This is a genomic window from Brevibacillus sp. SKDU10, assembly GCF_001645205.1.
Classification (GTDB): Bacteria; Bacillota; Bacilli; order Brevibacillales; family Brevibacillaceae; genus Brevibacillus_B; species Brevibacillus_B halotolerans.
Genome location: NZ_LSSO01000013.1, coordinates 91134 through 107632, shown reverse-complemented (window position 1 = coordinate 107632; position 16499 = coordinate 91134). Strand labels below are relative to the sequence as shown.

Sequence of the window (16499 nt, the reverse complement as noted above, 5' to 3'; positions counted from 1 at the left end):
AATGACGACTAGTATTCGCACAGAAGAAATGATCCTGAATGTTGGACCTCAGCATCCAAGTACCCATGGAGTATTTCGTTTAATTGTAAAGATAGACGGAGAAACCATTAAAGAAGCCATTCCTGTAATGGGCTATTTGCATCGTGGCACAGAAAAGCTAGCCGAGAATCTGACTTACACGCAAATCATTCCCTATACAGATCGATTGGACTATCTCTCGTCTATGACCAATAATTATGTGTTGTGTCATGCCGTTGAAACGATGATGGGACTAGAAATTCCGGAAAAGGCTGAGTATTTACGTGTAATTGTAATGGAGCTAAATCGTGTCGCTAGCCATTTAGTTTGGTGGGGCACCTATCTTTTGGACATCGGGGCGATTGGACCATTTTTGTACGCGTTCCGCGATCGAGAAACCATTATTAATTTGTTCAATGAGATTTCTGGGGCACGTTTGACGTACAATTATATGAGAATTGGTGGAGTAAAATGGGATGCTCCTCCTGGATGGATTGATAAAGCAAAGGCATTTGTTCAATATCTGAAAAAGGAATTAGCTAATTACCACCTTTTGGTGAGCGGGAATGAAATTTTTATTAGTCGATTAACCGGTATTGGTACCTATGATCGTCAAACAGCTCTTGATTATTCTCTGTCTGGTGTCATGCTTCGCTGTACAGGAGAGAACTGGGATATTCGTAAAAATGAGCCATATTCCATTTACGATCGTTTTGAATTTGATGTTCCTGTATCTACAGACGGGGACTGCATGGCTCGCTATCATTTGCGTCTCCAAGAAATTGAGCAATCACTGCGCATTTTAGAGCAAGCTCTAGATCAATTTCCCTCAGAAGGAGAGGTTATTGGTAAAGTTCCTCGAGTGATTCGGCCGCCAGCAGGAGAAGCATACGTACGAATTGAAGCACCACGTGGAGAATTAGGTGTGTATATAGCTAGTCAGGGTAAGGATAAGCCATGGAGAATGAAACTGCGAAGACCATCCTTTGTAAATTTGCAGATTTTACCTTCCTTATTGAAAGGTGTTAATATGTCCAATATGGTGGCCATTTTGGGTAGCATTGATATTGTGGTAGGGGAGGTAGATGCATAAATGACTAGTTGGCTTCAACAGACCCCATCATTTACCAATGTTTTACTGTTCTCCATGGCCGCAATAGTGTTACTGTTAGTGGTGCTTGCCTTTGTTACATATGCGATCTATTTTGAACGAAAAGTAATTGGCTGGATGCAATTGCGCTATGGTCCTAATCGTGTAGGTCCACTAGGGCTTTTACAAACGGTATCTGATGTTGTCAAATTGCTTATTAAAGAAGATACTCGACCAAAAAATGCTGACCGCGCCCTGTTTACACTAGCTCCTATATTGGCGTATGCTCCTGCGTTTGCGGTACTGGCGGTTATGCCATTTACGGATAAGCTACAATTTGCCGACTTAGGGATTGGGGTCTTGTATTACATTGCCTTGTCTGGTATCTCAGTCATGGGTGTCATTACTGCTGGATGGGCTTCTAATAATAAATATTCCTTAATTGGCGGCATGCGTTCGGCAGCGCAGATGATTAGCTATGAGGTGCCGCTGGTTATGTCAGTTGTGGGTGTTGTTTTAATGACTGGCAGCCTTAATCTAAAAGATATCGTCTATGCACAGCAGGACATGTGGAATATTATTCCGCAAATCTTAGGATTTGGTGTATTCTTAATTGCAGCACAGGCGGAATTGAATCGTTCCCCATTTGATTTGCCAGAAGCTGAGTCGGAGCTTGTCGCAGGGTATCATGTGGAATACTCTGGCTTCCGTTTTGCCATGTTTATGTTATCAGAATACGTGTACATGTTTGGCATGGGGGCATTGATTACCATTCTGTTTTTGGGAGGATGGCTGCCTATTCATCCGAGCCTGAGCTTTATTCCGCCGGTTATTTGGTTTATCCTTAAATTTATGTGCTACGTATTTATGCAGTTCTGGATTAGGGCTACGATGCCGCGATTCCGTGCAGACCAATTAATGGGCTTTGCTTGGAAAGGGCTTCTACCAATCGCTCTATTGAATATCTTGCTTACGGCTGTAGTCATCTCATTTCAAAAAGGTTTTATGTAGAGTTTTAGCTATAAGCTATCTATTTTGATAATGAGGAGGAATTTACGTGCTAGGATTTGCCAAAGGCCTAGGATACACGCTCAAAAAGCTGTCTGAGAAGAAGTTAACGACAATGTATCCAGATGTACCCTTCCAGATGCCGCCTCGATTCCGAGGAATCCAGCATTTCTCTCCGGAAAAATGTATCGTGTGCAATCAGTGTGCCAGGGTCTGTCCGACTGAGTGCATTCAGCTAACTGGGAAGCCGCACCCTGATCCCGAGAAAAAAGGCAAAATCATTGATACGTATGATATTAACTTTGAAATCTGTATTTTATGCGATCTATGTACGGAGGTCTGTCCAACAAATGCAATCGTCATGACTAATAATTTTGAGCTGGCAGTGTATAGTCGAGATGAATTGTACAAGGATTTAAAATGGTTGGACGATAACAATACCAATGTGAGGGAGGAAAACTAATTGATAAGCGGGTCGTATGCCGTGTTCTTTATACTGGGCCTTCTGACCATTGGTGGGGCGATTTTTATGATTAACTTTAATCGAGTGGTTCACATGGTGATCTCTATTGGGGTAACGTTTATTAGTATCGCAGGTTTGTTTGTGCTGCTTGGTGCTGAATTCGTTGCTGTTTCCCAAATACTGGTCTATTCAGGGGCAATCTCGATTCTGATGTTATTCGGAATCATGCTGACAAAGCACAATGCGACAGAAGAAGGGAAAAAAAGAAGAGCGCGGTTTTGGTTTAGCTTGGCAGGAGTTGTGACGTTGTTTACAACTATTTTTATGGCTATTCAAAACACAAATTGGTCTTCTGTGCCGGCAAGAACCCCCAATCCATCTGTTAGTAACGTCAAGGAAATCGGAATCGAAGTATTTACAAAGTTCGTTATTCCGTTTGAATTACTGTCCGTACTGTTACTAGTAGCCTTGGTAGGCGCAATCGTGTTGGCTAAGAAAGAGGAGGAGTAAGACAGATGGATATTCATATCTCTTCTTATTTGCTTGTTGCCCTCATTTTATTTTGTGTTGGGCTGTTCGGAGCATTGACCAAACGAAATGCCATTATCGTCTTGCTCTCCATTGAGCTTATGCTGAATGCTGTAAATATTAATTTAGTTGCATTCTCGAAATATGGTTTGCATGCGGCTGTTACTGGTCAAATATTCACATTGTTTACCATGACGGTAGCTGCGGCAGAGGTGGCTGTTGGGATTGCAGTATTGATCGCTCTCTATCGCAATCGTGATACGGTGAACGTTGACGAGATGGATAAATTAAAAGATTAACCAGGAAAAAGGATAGGTGAAAATATGGAAACAAGTATGCAGTACGCTTGGCTCGTACCGCTTTTTCCTCTGATCGCTTTTGCCATCATCCTCTCGTTCGGACGGCAATTAAAAGAGGGAGCGGGGTACATAAGCATTCTATTGACGGCGGCATCTCTGGTGCTGGCTTGTATTACGTTCGTGGCTCGTTTTCAGGAAGGGGCACAGGATTACGTACTCAGCATTAAATGGCTCCAAGTAGGGGATTATGTCATTCCTGTAGGTTTTGAAGTCAATCAATTAAACGCCATGATGCTGGTGATCGTTTCTGTTGTGAGCTTGTTAGTACAGATTTATTCGCGTGGATATATGCAAGGAGATCAGCGTTTTCCTGTGTTTTATCAATATTTAGCGCTATTTACCTTCTCCATGCTTGGTTTGGTGATCTCACCAAATCTCCTACAACTCTACATTTTTTGGGAGTTGGTGGGTGTTTGTTCTTTCCTTTTGATAGGGTATTACTACTTTAAACCAGAGGCTAAGGCGGCGGCCAAAAAAGCTTTTATCGTCACTCGAATAGGTGATGTTGGATTATTCATTGCCATTTGCCTGCTGTTTTGGCAAACAGGACGCTTTGAATTTGATAATATTTTTACTGCTATTCAGGGCGGGAAAGTAGAACCGTTTATCATTACCTTAGCTGCTATTCTCATTTTTGTCGGAGCGGTCGGAAAATCAGGTCAATTTCCGCTCCATACATGGTTGCCTGATGCGATGGAAGGCCCGACCCCTGTGTCTGCTTTAATTCATGCGGCCACAATGGTAGCGGCTGGGGTATATCTGGTTGCGACAACATTTCCACTATTTATTGAGTCGCCGATCGCCTTAGACGTAGTGGCATATGTTGGTGGATTTACTGCCATTTTTGCCGCCTCTATTGGACTCACGCAACGTGATATTAAACGCGTTCTTGCCTACTCTACAGTCAGTCAGCTTGGCTTTATGATGATGGCCTTGGGCGTAGCGGGGGCGGCGGGTTATGTAGCAGGAACCTTTCATCTGATGACGCATGCTTTTTTTAAAGCATTATTATTCCTTGCCGCAGGTAGCGTGATACATGCGGTACACACTCAGGATGTATTTAAAATGGGTGGGTTATCGAAACGTATGCCGGTTACATCCGTTGTTTTTTTGATTGGTTGTCTTGCTATAGCTGGCATCCCTCCCTTCTCTGGCTTCTGGTCGAAGGAAGAGATTCTTGGAGCGGTGTATGCAGCCGGGCGATATGACTTATTAATCATTGCGATTGTAGCTGCGTTCTTTACCGCTTTTTATATGTTCCGTTTGTATTTTCTTACGTTTAGAGGAGCGCCTGCTTCTGAAGGGGCTAAAAAAGCATATGAATCACCAAGTGTCATGACGATTCCGATGCTCCTGCTAGCTTTGTTGGCAATTGGTGCCGGATTTATTAATCTTCCAAATGCACCTATGCTAGGGGAATGGATGATGAGTGGCTCTGTGGGTCAGTTCATTATCGATAAATTTGGAGAGGAAGCTGGTCATAGTGCATTATGGTTGCAGATTGTAGCTGTAATAATTTCGTTGTTTGGAATAGGACTCGCTTATCTGATGTATGGCAAAAAAAATCTGCCAACCGATATTATATCCGAACAACTGCCATGGCTTTATCAGCTTTCGTACCGTAAATTTTACATGGATGAGCTCTATACATTTGTATTTATTCGTCCGCTAAAAGGCATTGGCCTTGCTTTTAACTGGCTGGATCACTACATCATTGGAGGTCTGGTTAGAAGCATTGGCGGATTGACCAACATGGTTGGAAGGTTACTAAGCCGCTTACAGTCTGGTCAAATGCAGACCTATGGCTTTGTGGTCTTGCTGGGGCTTGTTGTTCTAATGGTCAGTCTTACGGCGCTGGGAGGTGTTCCTTTTGTTAAATAGCTATCTGTTATCACTCCTGACGTTCTCGCCTATTCTGGCTCTCCTGATCTTATTGTTCGTTCCGAAGCAGCAGGTTAGCATTGTTAAACAAATTGGAGTCCTGGGAACGTTGGTGCCGTTGATTCTGGCATTCATGATGTTTGGTGCCTTTGACTATCAACAGAGAGGCAATCAATTTGAGGAACATGCGACATGGATTCAAATACCTGCTTCCATCACAGCCGATCAACAGTTATACAATTTGCATATTGATTATGAAATGGGTGTAGATGGAATTTCCATGCCTTTGATCCTGATGACAGCTATTATTGGAACACTAGCGGCTGTAGCCTCGTGGGGGGTAAAAAAGAGGGCGAAAGAGTATTTTGTGTTCTTTCACCTATTATTGATCGGGATGTTTGGAGTTTTTGCTGCTCAGAATTTGCTTTTGTTCTTCTTGTTCTTTGAGATGACTCTGGTAGCTACGTACTTCCTCATTGGGATTTGGGGTTATACAGATCGAGAAAAAGCGGCAAATCGTTTTCTTCTATATAACGGGGTTGGCTCAGCTCTCATGTTGGTCGGATTTATCACGTTGTTTTTTGTGAGTGCAATCGTGACACAAGAACCAACTATGAGCATTCCCGTCCTGACAGAAGCACTAACTTCTCCGAACAATGCATTTATTGAACATGTTCCAGAGACGTTCCGTTGGGGATTGTTCCTGGTGCTATTTATCGCTTTTGGAATTAAGCTTCCGATCTTTCCTTTCCATACGTGGATGCTAAGAGTGCATGTTCAGGCTCCGCCGGCTATCGTTATGATTCACTCCGGTATCCTCTTAAAAATGGGTGCATATGGGCTGTTACGCATGGGGATTGGATTTTTTCCCGAAACAGTTCAATATTTTGCGACAGGAATGGCAATTCTGGGGTTAGTTAATATTTTGTACGGGGCAGCGCTTGCCTTTGTCCAAAAGGATCTGAAAATGGTGCTAGCCTACTCCAGTATTAGCCACATGGGTATTATCTTATTAGGATTTGCTTCTATGAATCAGTTTGGTTTTCAAGGAGCTTTATTCCAAGTGATATCACATGGCTTTATTTCAGCGCTCATGTTCTTTTTAGTGGGAATCATTTGGGATCGCACGGGTACTTCTCAGCTAGATCAGCTAGGGGGATTAGCTAGATCAATGCCTTTCGTAAGCGGCGTCTTCCTAGCGGCTGGGATGGCTTCCTTAGGATTGCCGGGGATGTCGGGCTTTATCAGTGAGTTTTTTGCTTTCCTAGGTCTATTTGCGAGTCAGCCTGTGTTAGCAGCGATTGGTTCCTTAGGTATTATCTTTACTGCAGTCTATGTGCTGCGTGCCGTGCTGGCAATAACCTATGGACCGACAAAAGAAAAGCATCTGGATTTGGCCGATGCACAGCCGATGGAGGTAATCCCGATTGTTGTATTGCTTGGTTTTATCATCCTGATCGGTGTTTATCCAGCGATGTTAAGCAATCCCTTGCAAGAAACGCTTAAAACCATTGTCATCCATGTGACGGGAATAGGAGGGTAAACGATGGACGTAAAAGATATTTTTTCCTATAACTGGAGCTATCTCCTGCCCGAGTTTACGATTCTTGGTTTTGCCACTGTCCTGTCCATAGTTGACTTGATTGCAGGTAAGCGTCTGAATCGAACTATCATGGGTTGGCTATCACTACTAGGCGTGCTTATAGCTGGGTATTTTATTGTATCTAATGTGACCTCGCTCAAAGAACCTGTCATATATATGGCAGATATGATGCGTGTTGATCATTTTGGTAGTGCATTTAAACTGATATTGTTCGCTGGGGTTGCGTTTGCTTTACTAATGTCGATCAGCTATATAAAGAAAACAGATGAGGTTGTCCATTTTGGAGAGTTCTACTATTTGATGCTGATGGGACTAGTTGGCTGTATGGTGATGGCCTCTTCGGCTGATTTAATCACGTTATTCGTAGGGCTAGAGCTACTCTCTTTGGCATCGTATATCATGGTTGGTATGCGGAAAAAACGGACCGACAGCAACGAATCTGCCTTTAAATACGTAGTAGCAGGGGGGATTGCTACAGCTGTTACGCTGTTTGGAATGTCCTATCTATACGGATTTAGCGGTACAACCAATCTGTATGAAATGACCCAACGTTTGTCAGAAGCATACCAAAGTGGATTCGGTCCAATGATTTTGATCGGTTTTGTCTTTCTCGTGGCAGGTTTGACGTTTAAAATCTCGGCGGTACCTAATCATATGTGGGCACCTGACGTGTATCAGGGAGCCGCTACGCCAGTTACTGCTTTTTTGGCGGTGGTTTCCAAGGGAGCTGGTTTTGCGCTCCTCATTCGCGTGATGATTTTAAGCTTTGCTGGGCTATTTAATCAAGAAACCAATCAAAGCGTCTTTGGCGGGATGCTATGGCTTCTATCTATCGTAGCCGGCTTGTCTATGATTGTCGGAAATACGCTGGCGCTACGACAAAAAAATGTGAAGCGTCTCATGGCTTACTCTGGGATAGCTCAAGCAGGTTACCTACTGGTACCACTGGTTATTTTGCATCAGACCTTCTTCTTTGAGCAAATCATTTTCTATCTAGTCGCCTACCTGATGATGGCTTTTGGTGCTTTTGCACTGATTATGGTGGTGACAGAGGATAGAAAAACACAGGATATTAAAGCCTTTGCCGGTTTATACCATCGTTCTCCGTTGGCGGCAGTGGCAATGACACTATTCTTGCTTTCATTAGCAGGCATTCCTATTTCCGCCGGCTTCTTTGGGAAGTTTTATATTTTCCTAAGCGCAATTGGCAGCGGCAGCTTCTGGCTGGCAGGAATCATGCTTGCGACGAGTGTCGTTTCTTATTATTACTACTTTGGAATCATTCGACAGATGTATATGAGAGCTGGGGAGACAGAGGAGACATTACGATTGCCAATAGGAGTAACAATCATTGTAGTGCTGGCGGCGCTTGGAACCTTTGTCTTCGGACTTGTGCCAGAGGTTCTCATTCAGTATATCCATACTCACTTTAATCCAATGTTTAATTGGGGCGATATGCTGTAAGCAAGAATGTCAGGGAATAGAGATAACACAGAGGATGGCTATCGGCTGTCCTCTTTTTATTAGAAAAAGCGTATGTTTGTTCTGTCCTACTAATGGATCAGAGGCTGAGAAATCGTTAATTTTTTTAATACCTATAAAGTTTCTAACATCTCTATGATATCTAGCGCCTTTTCCTTTCAATGCCAACAGGTCTATGGTAAAGTAGTAAAAGAATTCACGCAGGGAAACATTACAAAAATGAAAAATGAGTTTATAGAAAGAAGTGAGAGTTTTGTTGCTCGGTTCAAATGGACTTTACTCCTTGATGATGATTCTTATTTCTGTCATCTGTATAGGTATTAGCTGGTGGGCTATACAAGCTTTTCGCTTTGATCTATTTGTAAAACGTGCAGATAGTGCCCAGACCAAGCTGTTACAAATCTTGCTTTCCATTGTTATCGGACATGGAGTAGCACGTTTTTTCATGGACTATTTAGGTTATTCTCTGTTACTGAATCAATTGTTTCAGTAGATTGGTATAACCCTCCAATTTTACGTACACAATGACTATTAAGATATAGAAAAAGTGTACGGGGAGAGGGAAAGAATGAAAAAGCACATATCTATGGTCTATGTTGTCTTGTCGTTTATTGGGCTGTTTGTTGCAAGTGGATTTTCCTATTGGACACAAGTAACCAAAGCATCTGTGGCAACGCAGTTAATAGAAGCTGCCGAAGCCACTGAGGCTACCATAACCGACATTGAGCATCGGACCAGTATACGGCTTGCACCTCTTAGCACTGCTACAGAGTTTCTTTCTCTCGGTCATGAATGGAGCGGTATTCTGGGGATGCCTTCTGCACAAGCAGTAACCGCAGAGGGAAAACAGCTCATCTATCAAACCGAAGGAAAAGTGGGTCAAACCAAGCTTCATATTCGCTTGATAGGATTACCTGAGCCCCATAACATCAGCGTATATTTGGTGATCTCGTTGGAAGGGAAGCGGATTCATGCGCAAGATATTGAGAGAGCGTATGAAAAAGTTGTGGCTGAGACCAAAAGAAGGGGTCTGATTCCGCAATTTAGCACTTGTATTCGCGGAATATACAGTGATACACTGAGTGATGGTTGGCAGGAGGCTAGAATTAATAAGGTTTTTGCCCTCCTCCAAGCAAAAGAAGTTGAGCGATTACAGGATGAATCTGTGACTAGTATTTCGGGCTTTACCACGCAATGGAAGCCGTATATAATAACCAACGATCAGAAAATGAATGTGCAAGTAGCGACACATGTAGATTCGTTGAACCAATTGACTAGGATCACGTTAGGGACACCTATCATCACAGCGGAATACTAAGCACGCGGAGGGGTATAACATTGGAAAAAATTATTGTCCGCGGTGGTAAGGCATTAGCAGGAAACGTAAAGGTTTCTGGTGCGAAGAATGCGGTTCTACCGATTATTGCTGCATCTATTTTGGCAGAAGAAGGAATATCTATCATTCATGACGTTCCTGGATTGGATGATGTCCATACAATTTGTGAATTGCTTAAAACCCTGCAAATTGACATTACATATCAAAATGAAATGTTAACCATTAATGCGACTGATTTAAAGGGTGTAGAAGCGCCTTATGAATTGGTACGCAAAATGAGAGCATCATTCCTTGTGATGGGACCTTTGCTTGCGCGTAAAGGAAAAGCTCGTATTGCGTTGCCTGGTGGATGTGCGATTGGTACGCGTCCAATTGATCAGCACCTTAAAGGTTTTGAAGCGATGGGTGCTAAAATTGAGATTGGCCAAGGATTTATTGAAGCGAATGTTAATGGTCGCCTGCAAGGAGCAAAAATCTATCTGGATGTTGCGAGTGTAGGGGCTACTGAAAATATTATGATGGCTGCATGTCTAGCTGAAGGAACAACGATTATCGAAAATGCAGCGGAGGAGCCAGAGATTGTAGATTTGGCTAACTTCTTAAATAGCATGGGCGCTAAAATTCGCGGAGCTGGCACAGGTTCCATTAGAATTGAAGGCGTAGAGAGCATGAAGGGCTGCACACATTGTGTGATCCCTGACCGCATTGAAGCCGGAACCTTCATGGTGGCAGCAGCTATTACAGGTGGAGACGTGTTTATTGAAGGAGTTATTTCTGATCATGTCAAATCTGTAACTGCTAAGCTTCGTGAAATGGGTGTTACTGTTGATGAACAAGAAAACGGCGTTCGTGTTACTCGCAAGGGTCCATTGAAAGCAGTAGACTTGAAAACATTACCGCATCCAGGGTTTCCAACTGATATGCAGTCGCAAATGATGGCGTTACAGCTTGCTTCGGAAGGGACAAGCATTATTACGGAAACTGTATTTGAAAATCGTTTCATGCATGTCGAGGAATTTAGACGCATGAGTGCTAATATCAAAATTGAAGGTCGCAGTGCAATTGTCGAAGGTAATGTGCCACTCACTGGTGCTAAAGTGAGTGCTACTGACCTGCGTGCCGGTGCTGCACTGATTTTGGCTGGACTGATTGCTGAAGGTGAGACAGAAGTAGGCGGCTTGCATCACCTTGACCGAGGTTATGTGAACTTCACTGAAAAATTGCAAATGCTAGGTGCAAATGTAAAGCGTGTGAAAGTAGAAGAGCAAGCAGCTCCTAGCTCTGAAAAAGTAACAGCGAAAACCTTGAAAGTAAATCTATCTCCTAATTTTGCGTAACGTATAAATTAGGTTGGATAGGTCTGGGAATCCCTTGCCTTTTGGTGAGGGATTTTCTACATTTGTACTGGGATGAGTTCGAAACCCGTGGTAAGATGATGGATAAGCAAAAAAACTGATAACAAAATCAGCATGTAATGGATGGGAGAAGAAGATCATGGAGACTGTGAAAAGCAAAAAACTGCTAATGCTCCTGGAAGAAAATTGCCGACTGAGCAATAAACAACTTGCGCTCTTGTTGGATAGTACAGAAGAAGAGATTGAAGCAGAGATTAAGCGTCTGCAATCTGAGAAGATTATTGTGAAATATCCAGCACTGATCAACTGGGATCGTGTGGAGGATAATCATAATGTAACAGCCATGATTGATGTGAAAGTAACACCGATTCGTGAGGTTGGTTTTGAAAAGGTAGCAGAGCGCATCTCGCGTTTTCCTGAAGTAAAGGCCGTATACCTGATGTCAGGAGCTGGATATGATATTTCAGTAGTATTAGAAGGCAAAACAATGCATGAGGTTGCTAACTTTGTTACGAAGAAATTAGCTGTTTTAGATAACGTTGTTTCTACAGCGACTCACTTTATTTTGAAGCGTTACAAGCACGATGGTACCATTTTAGAAGATAATGATGACGATCGCAGGATGGTGGTAACGCCATGAGTCAGGTAACGAATAAAAGCCGTTTGTCAGCCATCGTAGGAGAACTTAAACCTTCTGGCATTCGCCGCTTTTTTGATTTGGCAGCTTCTATGGAAGGTGTCATTTCTCTAGGGGTAGGGGAGCCTGACTTCGTGACGCCTTGGCGTATTCGTGAGGCATCTATCTCCTCTTTGGAATGCGGCTATACGGCTTATACCTCCAATGCAGGACTCATGGATTTGCGAAAAGAGATTCAGCGCTACACAGAGGAGCTAATCGATGTTTCCTACGACCCTGCCAAAGAAATTATGGTGACAGTTGGAGCGAGTGAAGCGATTGATATTGCGCTGCGAGCGATTATTAATCCAGGGGACGAAGTGCTAATTGTTGAGCCATGCTATGTTTCCTACGAGCCTGTCATTCGTTTAGCTGGTGGAGTGCCTGTCTTTTTACACACGTATGCAGAAAACCAATTTAAACTGACACCACAGGAACTAGAAGCCAAAATTACGGAGAAAACTCGCGCGATTATTTTTTGTTATCCGAACAATCCGACTGGCAGCATTATGAGCTTGGAGGAATGGAAGGAATTAGAGCCGATCTTAACCAAGCATGATTTACTCGTCCTCTCTGATGAAATTTATGCTGAACTAACCTTTGACCAAAAGCATGAGAGTATTGTGAGCTTACCAGGGATGAAGGAGCGTACGATTCTAATTTCTGGATTCTCTAAATCTTTTGCTATGACAGGCTGGCGTCTTGGTTATGTATGTGCTCCGGAAGATTTATTGCAGGGTATGTTAAAAATCCATCAATATACGATGCTTTGTGCCCCGATTACTGGACAGATGGGAGCCCTGGAAGCCTTGCGTGGAGGGCGTGACGATGTAGATCGTATGGTAGAGAGCTATGGCCAGCGCCGTAACTTTGTTGTAAAAAGCTTCTCTGAAATGGGGCTTTCATGCCATAGACCAGCGGGAGCCTTCTATGCCTTCCCATCTATCGCTTCTACTGGATTAGCATCCGCTGAATTTGCAGAGCGGTTGCTAATGGAAGAAAAGGTAGCAGTTGTTCCAGGCGATGTATTTGGTACTAGTGGAGAGGGATATATTCGTTGCTCATATGCCACATCCTTTGAACAATTGGAGAGGGCGCTAGAGCGTATGAGTCGCTTCGTAGAACGTCTCTCTTAACTTGCTTTTTCTAATCTTGTAAATCGTTCTATCCTCTTGCCTTCATTCATAGACTAGTACAGCAGCAGGTTGTCTAGTTGAAAAGGCAGGGGGATTTTTTTATGAGGCGTTACCTTCTTTTTCTCATCTTCGCTCTACCGATTCTCCTTGTTTTTGTACCGGCGGCTCTAGTCATGTATCACACGCCCGATCCAGCAGTAGCCCCTGTTGTGATGGTGGAACAGCAGGGTGAATCCTATTCGGACAACCAGCCTCAGATAAATGTCTTTCGTAGCAAATCAAATAAGATTGAAAAAATGCCGCTAGAGACGTATATCGAGGGTGTGGTTGCGGCGGAAATGCCAGCCGAATTTGAGCTAGAGGCACTGAAAGCCCAAGCAATGGCAGCTCGAACCTATATTGTCCGGCGATTGGCGGAGAATGATTTTAAAGATGTACCTAAGGGAGCTCATGTTCTTGATACAGTGAAGCACCAAGCCTTCTTAGGAGAAGCAGAGCGAAAGAAAATATGGGGAAAGCAGTATGAGTGGAAGCAAAATCGGATTCATCAAGCTGTTAAAGGCACTCTTGGCAAAGTACTAACCTATGAAGGTAAGCCAATTGAAGCTACCTTTTTTTCAACCAGTAATGGATTTACCGAGAATGCAGAGGATTACTGGTCATCCCGCATTCCCTATTTGCGGAGTGTAGCTAGTCCTTGGGATATTGATTCTCCTAGGTATGAACAAAGCGTTCAGATTCCAATTGAACAATTTCAACAAAGGCTAGGTGTAATGATTGTGGCGACTGCTTCTGATGGCAATTGGTATTCCATTGAGGAGCGAACAGCCGGTAACCGGATTGGACGTATTAAAGTAGGGGAAAAGGAGTTTAGTGGAAAGGAAATAAGAGAAAAGCTACGTTTATCCTCTAGTTCATTTTCTATGAAAATCAAACAAGGAAATGTAGTGATCACCACAAAAGGCTACGGTCATGGAGTAGGCATGAGTCAATGGGGAGCCAATGGTATGGCGAAAGCAGGTAAATCAGCAGAGCAGATTGTGAAATACTACTATAAAGGAATTACCCTGCAAGATTATCAGAAGGTTATGAAAGTATAAGGTGTGAGAAAATTTTTTTAGTTTTCCCTTGTTTCTCAGGTTTATACGTCAAAAAACTGGCGATACTGAGGGATGAGGTGATCAAAATGGAAGATAAAAGAAATCAAAAACAACCTGTTTCTATGAAAAAGTCAAAATGGAGAAGTATCCTAGGCAAAAAATGGGCATTCCCAGCTATCTACATCGGTACAGCAGCAATTATCCTAGCATTCGTGATGTGGTATCAAGGAAGCTTACTAAATCAAGCAACCAAGACTCCACAACAAATTGACAAGGTGACAGTAGTCAATGGTGAAAACAAACCAGCTACTGTTCATGAGAACGAGGAAGCTGTTGCGGTAAACAACACGACACCGACACTTGCGTGGCCGGTAGCAAAAGAAGTCATGTATGAGATTGGCATGGGTTTCTTTAATGAAGAAGCGAATGCTGATGAACAATCTAAGTCATTAGTCAAATTTAACGATTCTTTCGTACCGCATACAGGGATTGATTTAATCTCTACGAACGGTAAAGGATTTGATGTAGCAGCTGCTGGTGACGGGAAAGTTATGAAAGTTTACAATGATCAATTGGTAGGAAATTTAGTGGAAATCGAGCATGCCAATAAGCTGGTAAGTGTATATCAGAGCTTGGAGAAAGTTACCGTGAAGGAAAATGATGAAGTCAAGCAAGGGCAGATCATCGGTACAGCAGGGCGTAATGTATTTGAGAAGGATGCAAAAGCACATCTCCACTTTGAAGTTCGCATGGATGGAAACTCCGTTGATCCGCACAAGTTTTTAAAAGAAGCACAACCGCAATAAACGGAAAATGTTTCAGTACAGCTGTCGCATAGCCTTAGGAAAAAAGGGTTGGGAGAAATCTCAGCTCTTTTTTTATGGCGAGTCTGTTGTTGTGTAAAAGCAGCCAAACCCTAGATGTGGCGCGGATAAATGCCGAGTTAGTGTACAACCCCTCAAAAAAAGATGGGTACTTGTTGGCTTGTCACATGAGGATATGTAGAATATGTGTCCCCCTCAACCCATATATTGTATCAGACAATTTGATGCTGGGAGGCGAGGGGCGTGCACGATTACATCAAAGAGCGAACCATTAAAATAGGCAGATATATTGTGGAAACCCGCAATACGGTTCGCATGATCGCCAAGGAGTTTGGAGTGTCCAAAAGTACGGTACACAAGGATTTGACGGAAAGGCTGCCAGAAATTAATCCCGAACTGGCTAACCAAGTAAAAGAGATTTTAGAATATCATAAAGCAATTCGTCATTTACGTGGTGGAGAGGCTACCAAAATCAAGTATAAGCGCAAGAATAAAAAGGCTCGCAGAGAGCAGGAAGAGAGCGTGTAAGAAATATTTCATCTAATGAAGGTTTTCCTTGTACATTTCCGAAATAATTCCTATAGTATTAGGTAGCGAGGTTAGTAAGTACAGGGAGGCCCTTTCATGTTGAGTAAAGATATTGGAATCGACTTAGGAACTGCCAATGTGTTAATTTATGTAAAAGGCAGAGGCATTGTTTTAGATGAACCGTCCGTAGTAGCAATAGATGATCATACCAAAAAGGTTTTGGCTGTCGGGAACGAAGCACATCGTATGGTCGGCCGTACACCAGGAAACATTATTGCGATTCGTCCTTTGCGTGATGGGGTTATAGCTGATTTCGAGATTACAGAAGCAATGTTAAAACACTTTATGGCTAAAATCGGAGCAAAAAGCTTTTTCGCACGTCCTCGTATTCTTATCTGCTGCCCAACCAATATTACATCTGTTGAGCAAAAAGCAATCCGTGAGGCTGCTGAGCGAAGTGGAGGGGCACGTGAAGTGTTCATTGAAGAAGAACCAAAGGTGGCAGCTATCGGAGCTGGAATGGATATTTACCAACCATCTGGCAATATGGTAGTTGATATAGGCGGTGGAACCACGGATGTAGCGGTTCTATCCATGGGAGATATCGTCACCGCCTCATCGATCAAAGTAGCTGGTGATAAATTCGATCTAGCCATTATGAGGTACATAAAGAGTAAATATAAAATGTTAATCGGAGAACGGACGGCTGAAGACATCAAAGTGCAGATCGGAACTGTCTATGGTTCACGCCAGGATGAAATGGACATCCGCGGACGTGATATGGTAAGTGGCTTGCCGCAAACCATCACGATTCGTTCGCAGGAGGTACAGACTTCCCTGGCTGAATCAGTGAGTCAGATCGTACAAGCTTCAAAAAATGTTTTAGAACGAACACCTCCAGAGCTTTCTGCCGATATTATTGATAAGGGAGTTTTCTTGACCGGCGGAGGAGCGCTCCTGCACGGTTTAGATCAAATGCTGATGGACGAGCTGAAGGTACCTGTATTGGTTGCAGAAGAACCCATGAACTGCGTAGCCAAAGGAACAGGCTTGATGCTTGATTATCTGGATAAGCTTCCTAGTCGTAAAAAGTTTTTTGGATAAGGAGGAGT

17 protein-coding genes are annotated in these 16499 nt (G+C 43.1%); all 17 read left to right on the top strand.

Translation table 11 applies throughout. The annotated features are described in order from the left end of the window. Position 1 precedes the first annotated feature (1 nt). Positions 2–1111: an NADH-quinone oxidoreductase subunit D gene (locus AYJ08_RS02090; protein ID WP_064016445.1), complete on the top strand. Its 1110-nt coding sequence runs from the start codon at positions 2–4 to the stop codon at positions 1109–1111. Beyond that, on the top strand, positions 1112–2119 hold the full coding sequence (gene nuoH / locus AYJ08_RS02085) for an NADH-quinone oxidoreductase subunit NuoH (protein ID WP_031412913.1): 1008 nt from the start codon (positions 1112–1114) through the stop codon (positions 2117–2119). 46 nt (positions 2120–2165) lie between these two features. Further along, positions 2166–2579, top strand: coding sequence for an NADH-quinone oxidoreductase subunit NuoI (gene nuoI, locus AYJ08_RS02080; RefSeq protein WP_003334261.1), 414 nt, complete (start codon positions 2166–2168; stop codon positions 2577–2579). Between the two features lie 3 nt (positions 2580–2582). Beyond that, entirely contained in the window at positions 2583–3089 is a 507-nt protein-coding gene (locus AYJ08_RS02075; protein ID WP_031309634.1) for an NADH-quinone oxidoreductase subunit J, read from the top strand. A 5-nt stretch (positions 3090–3094) separates the two neighbouring features. Beyond that, complete coding sequence (gene nuoK, locus AYJ08_RS02070; RefSeq protein WP_003334264.1) at positions 3095–3406, top strand: NADH-quinone oxidoreductase subunit NuoK; 312 nt, start codon at positions 3095–3097, stop codon at positions 3404–3406. Between the two features lie 24 nt (positions 3407–3430). Continuing rightward, positions 3431–5347: an NADH-quinone oxidoreductase subunit L gene (gene nuoL / locus AYJ08_RS02065; RefSeq protein ID WP_064016395.1), complete on the top strand. Its 1917-nt coding sequence runs from the start codon at positions 3431–3433 to the stop codon at positions 5345–5347. Then, a complete protein-coding gene (locus AYJ08_RS02060; RefSeq protein WP_064016394.1) occupies positions 5337–6890 on the top strand; it encodes a complex I subunit 4 family protein in 1554 nt (517 codons plus the stop codon). Before nuoL ends, AYJ08_RS02060 begins: the two co-directional genes overlap by 11 nt. A 3-nt stretch (positions 6891–6893) precedes the next feature. Then, positions 6894–8414 (top strand): NADH-quinone oxidoreductase subunit NuoN, encoded by a 1521-nt coding sequence (gene nuoN / locus AYJ08_RS02055; RefSeq protein ID WP_064016393.1) that lies wholly within the window; start codon positions 6894–6896, stop codon positions 8412–8414. A gap of 271 nt (positions 8415–8685) precedes the next feature. Beyond that, the gene (locus AYJ08_RS02050; RefSeq protein ID WP_003342326.1) at positions 8686–8925 is read left to right on the top strand and encodes a DUF1146 family protein; all 240 of its coding nucleotides are present in this window, start codon (positions 8686–8688) and stop codon (positions 8923–8925) included. Between the two features lie 75 nt (positions 8926–9000). Further along, complete coding sequence (locus AYJ08_RS02045) at positions 9001–9750, top strand: YwmB family TATA-box binding protein (RefSeq protein ID WP_064016392.1); 750 nt, start codon at positions 9001–9003, stop codon at positions 9748–9750. Positions 9751–9770: 20 nt separating this feature from the next. Then, complete coding sequence (murA, locus tag AYJ08_RS02040; protein ID WP_064016391.1) at positions 9771–11105, top strand: UDP-N-acetylglucosamine 1-carboxyvinyltransferase; 1335 nt, start codon at positions 9771–9773, stop codon at positions 11103–11105. A 157-nt stretch (positions 11106–11262) separates the two neighbouring features. Further along, entirely contained in the window at positions 11263–11763 is a 501-nt protein-coding gene (locus tag AYJ08_RS02035; protein ID WP_003334271.1) for an Lrp/AsnC family transcriptional regulator, read from the top strand. Then, entirely contained in the window at positions 11760–12935 is a 1176-nt protein-coding gene (locus tag AYJ08_RS02030; protein WP_064016390.1) for an aminotransferase, read from the top strand. Before AYJ08_RS02035 ends, AYJ08_RS02030 begins: the two co-directional genes overlap by 4 nt. Before the next feature lie 101 nt (positions 12936–13036). Continuing rightward, positions 13037–14035 (top strand): stage II sporulation protein D, encoded by a 999-nt coding sequence (spoIID, locus tag AYJ08_RS02025; RefSeq protein ID WP_064016389.1) that lies wholly within the window; start codon positions 13037–13039, stop codon positions 14033–14035. An 86-nt stretch (positions 14036–14121) separates the two neighbouring features. Continuing rightward, positions 14122–14841 carry a M23 family metallopeptidase gene (locus AYJ08_RS02020; RefSeq protein WP_064016388.1) on the top strand — a complete coding sequence of 240 codons (720 nt, stop codon included), beginning with the start codon at positions 14122–14124 and terminating at the stop codon, positions 14839–14841. A gap of 261 nt (positions 14842–15102) precedes the next feature. After that, on the top strand, positions 15103–15387 hold the full coding sequence (gene spoIIID / locus AYJ08_RS02015; RefSeq protein WP_003334276.1) for a sporulation transcriptional regulator SpoIIID: 285 nt from the start codon (positions 15103–15105) through the stop codon (positions 15385–15387). A gap of 96 nt (positions 15388–15483) precedes the next feature. After that, positions 15484–16491 (top strand): rod shape-determining protein, encoded by a 1008-nt coding sequence (gene mreB, locus AYJ08_RS02010; protein ID WP_018669762.1) that lies wholly within the window; start codon positions 15484–15486, stop codon positions 16489–16491. The last annotated feature ends 8 nt before the right edge of the window (positions 16492–16499 follow it).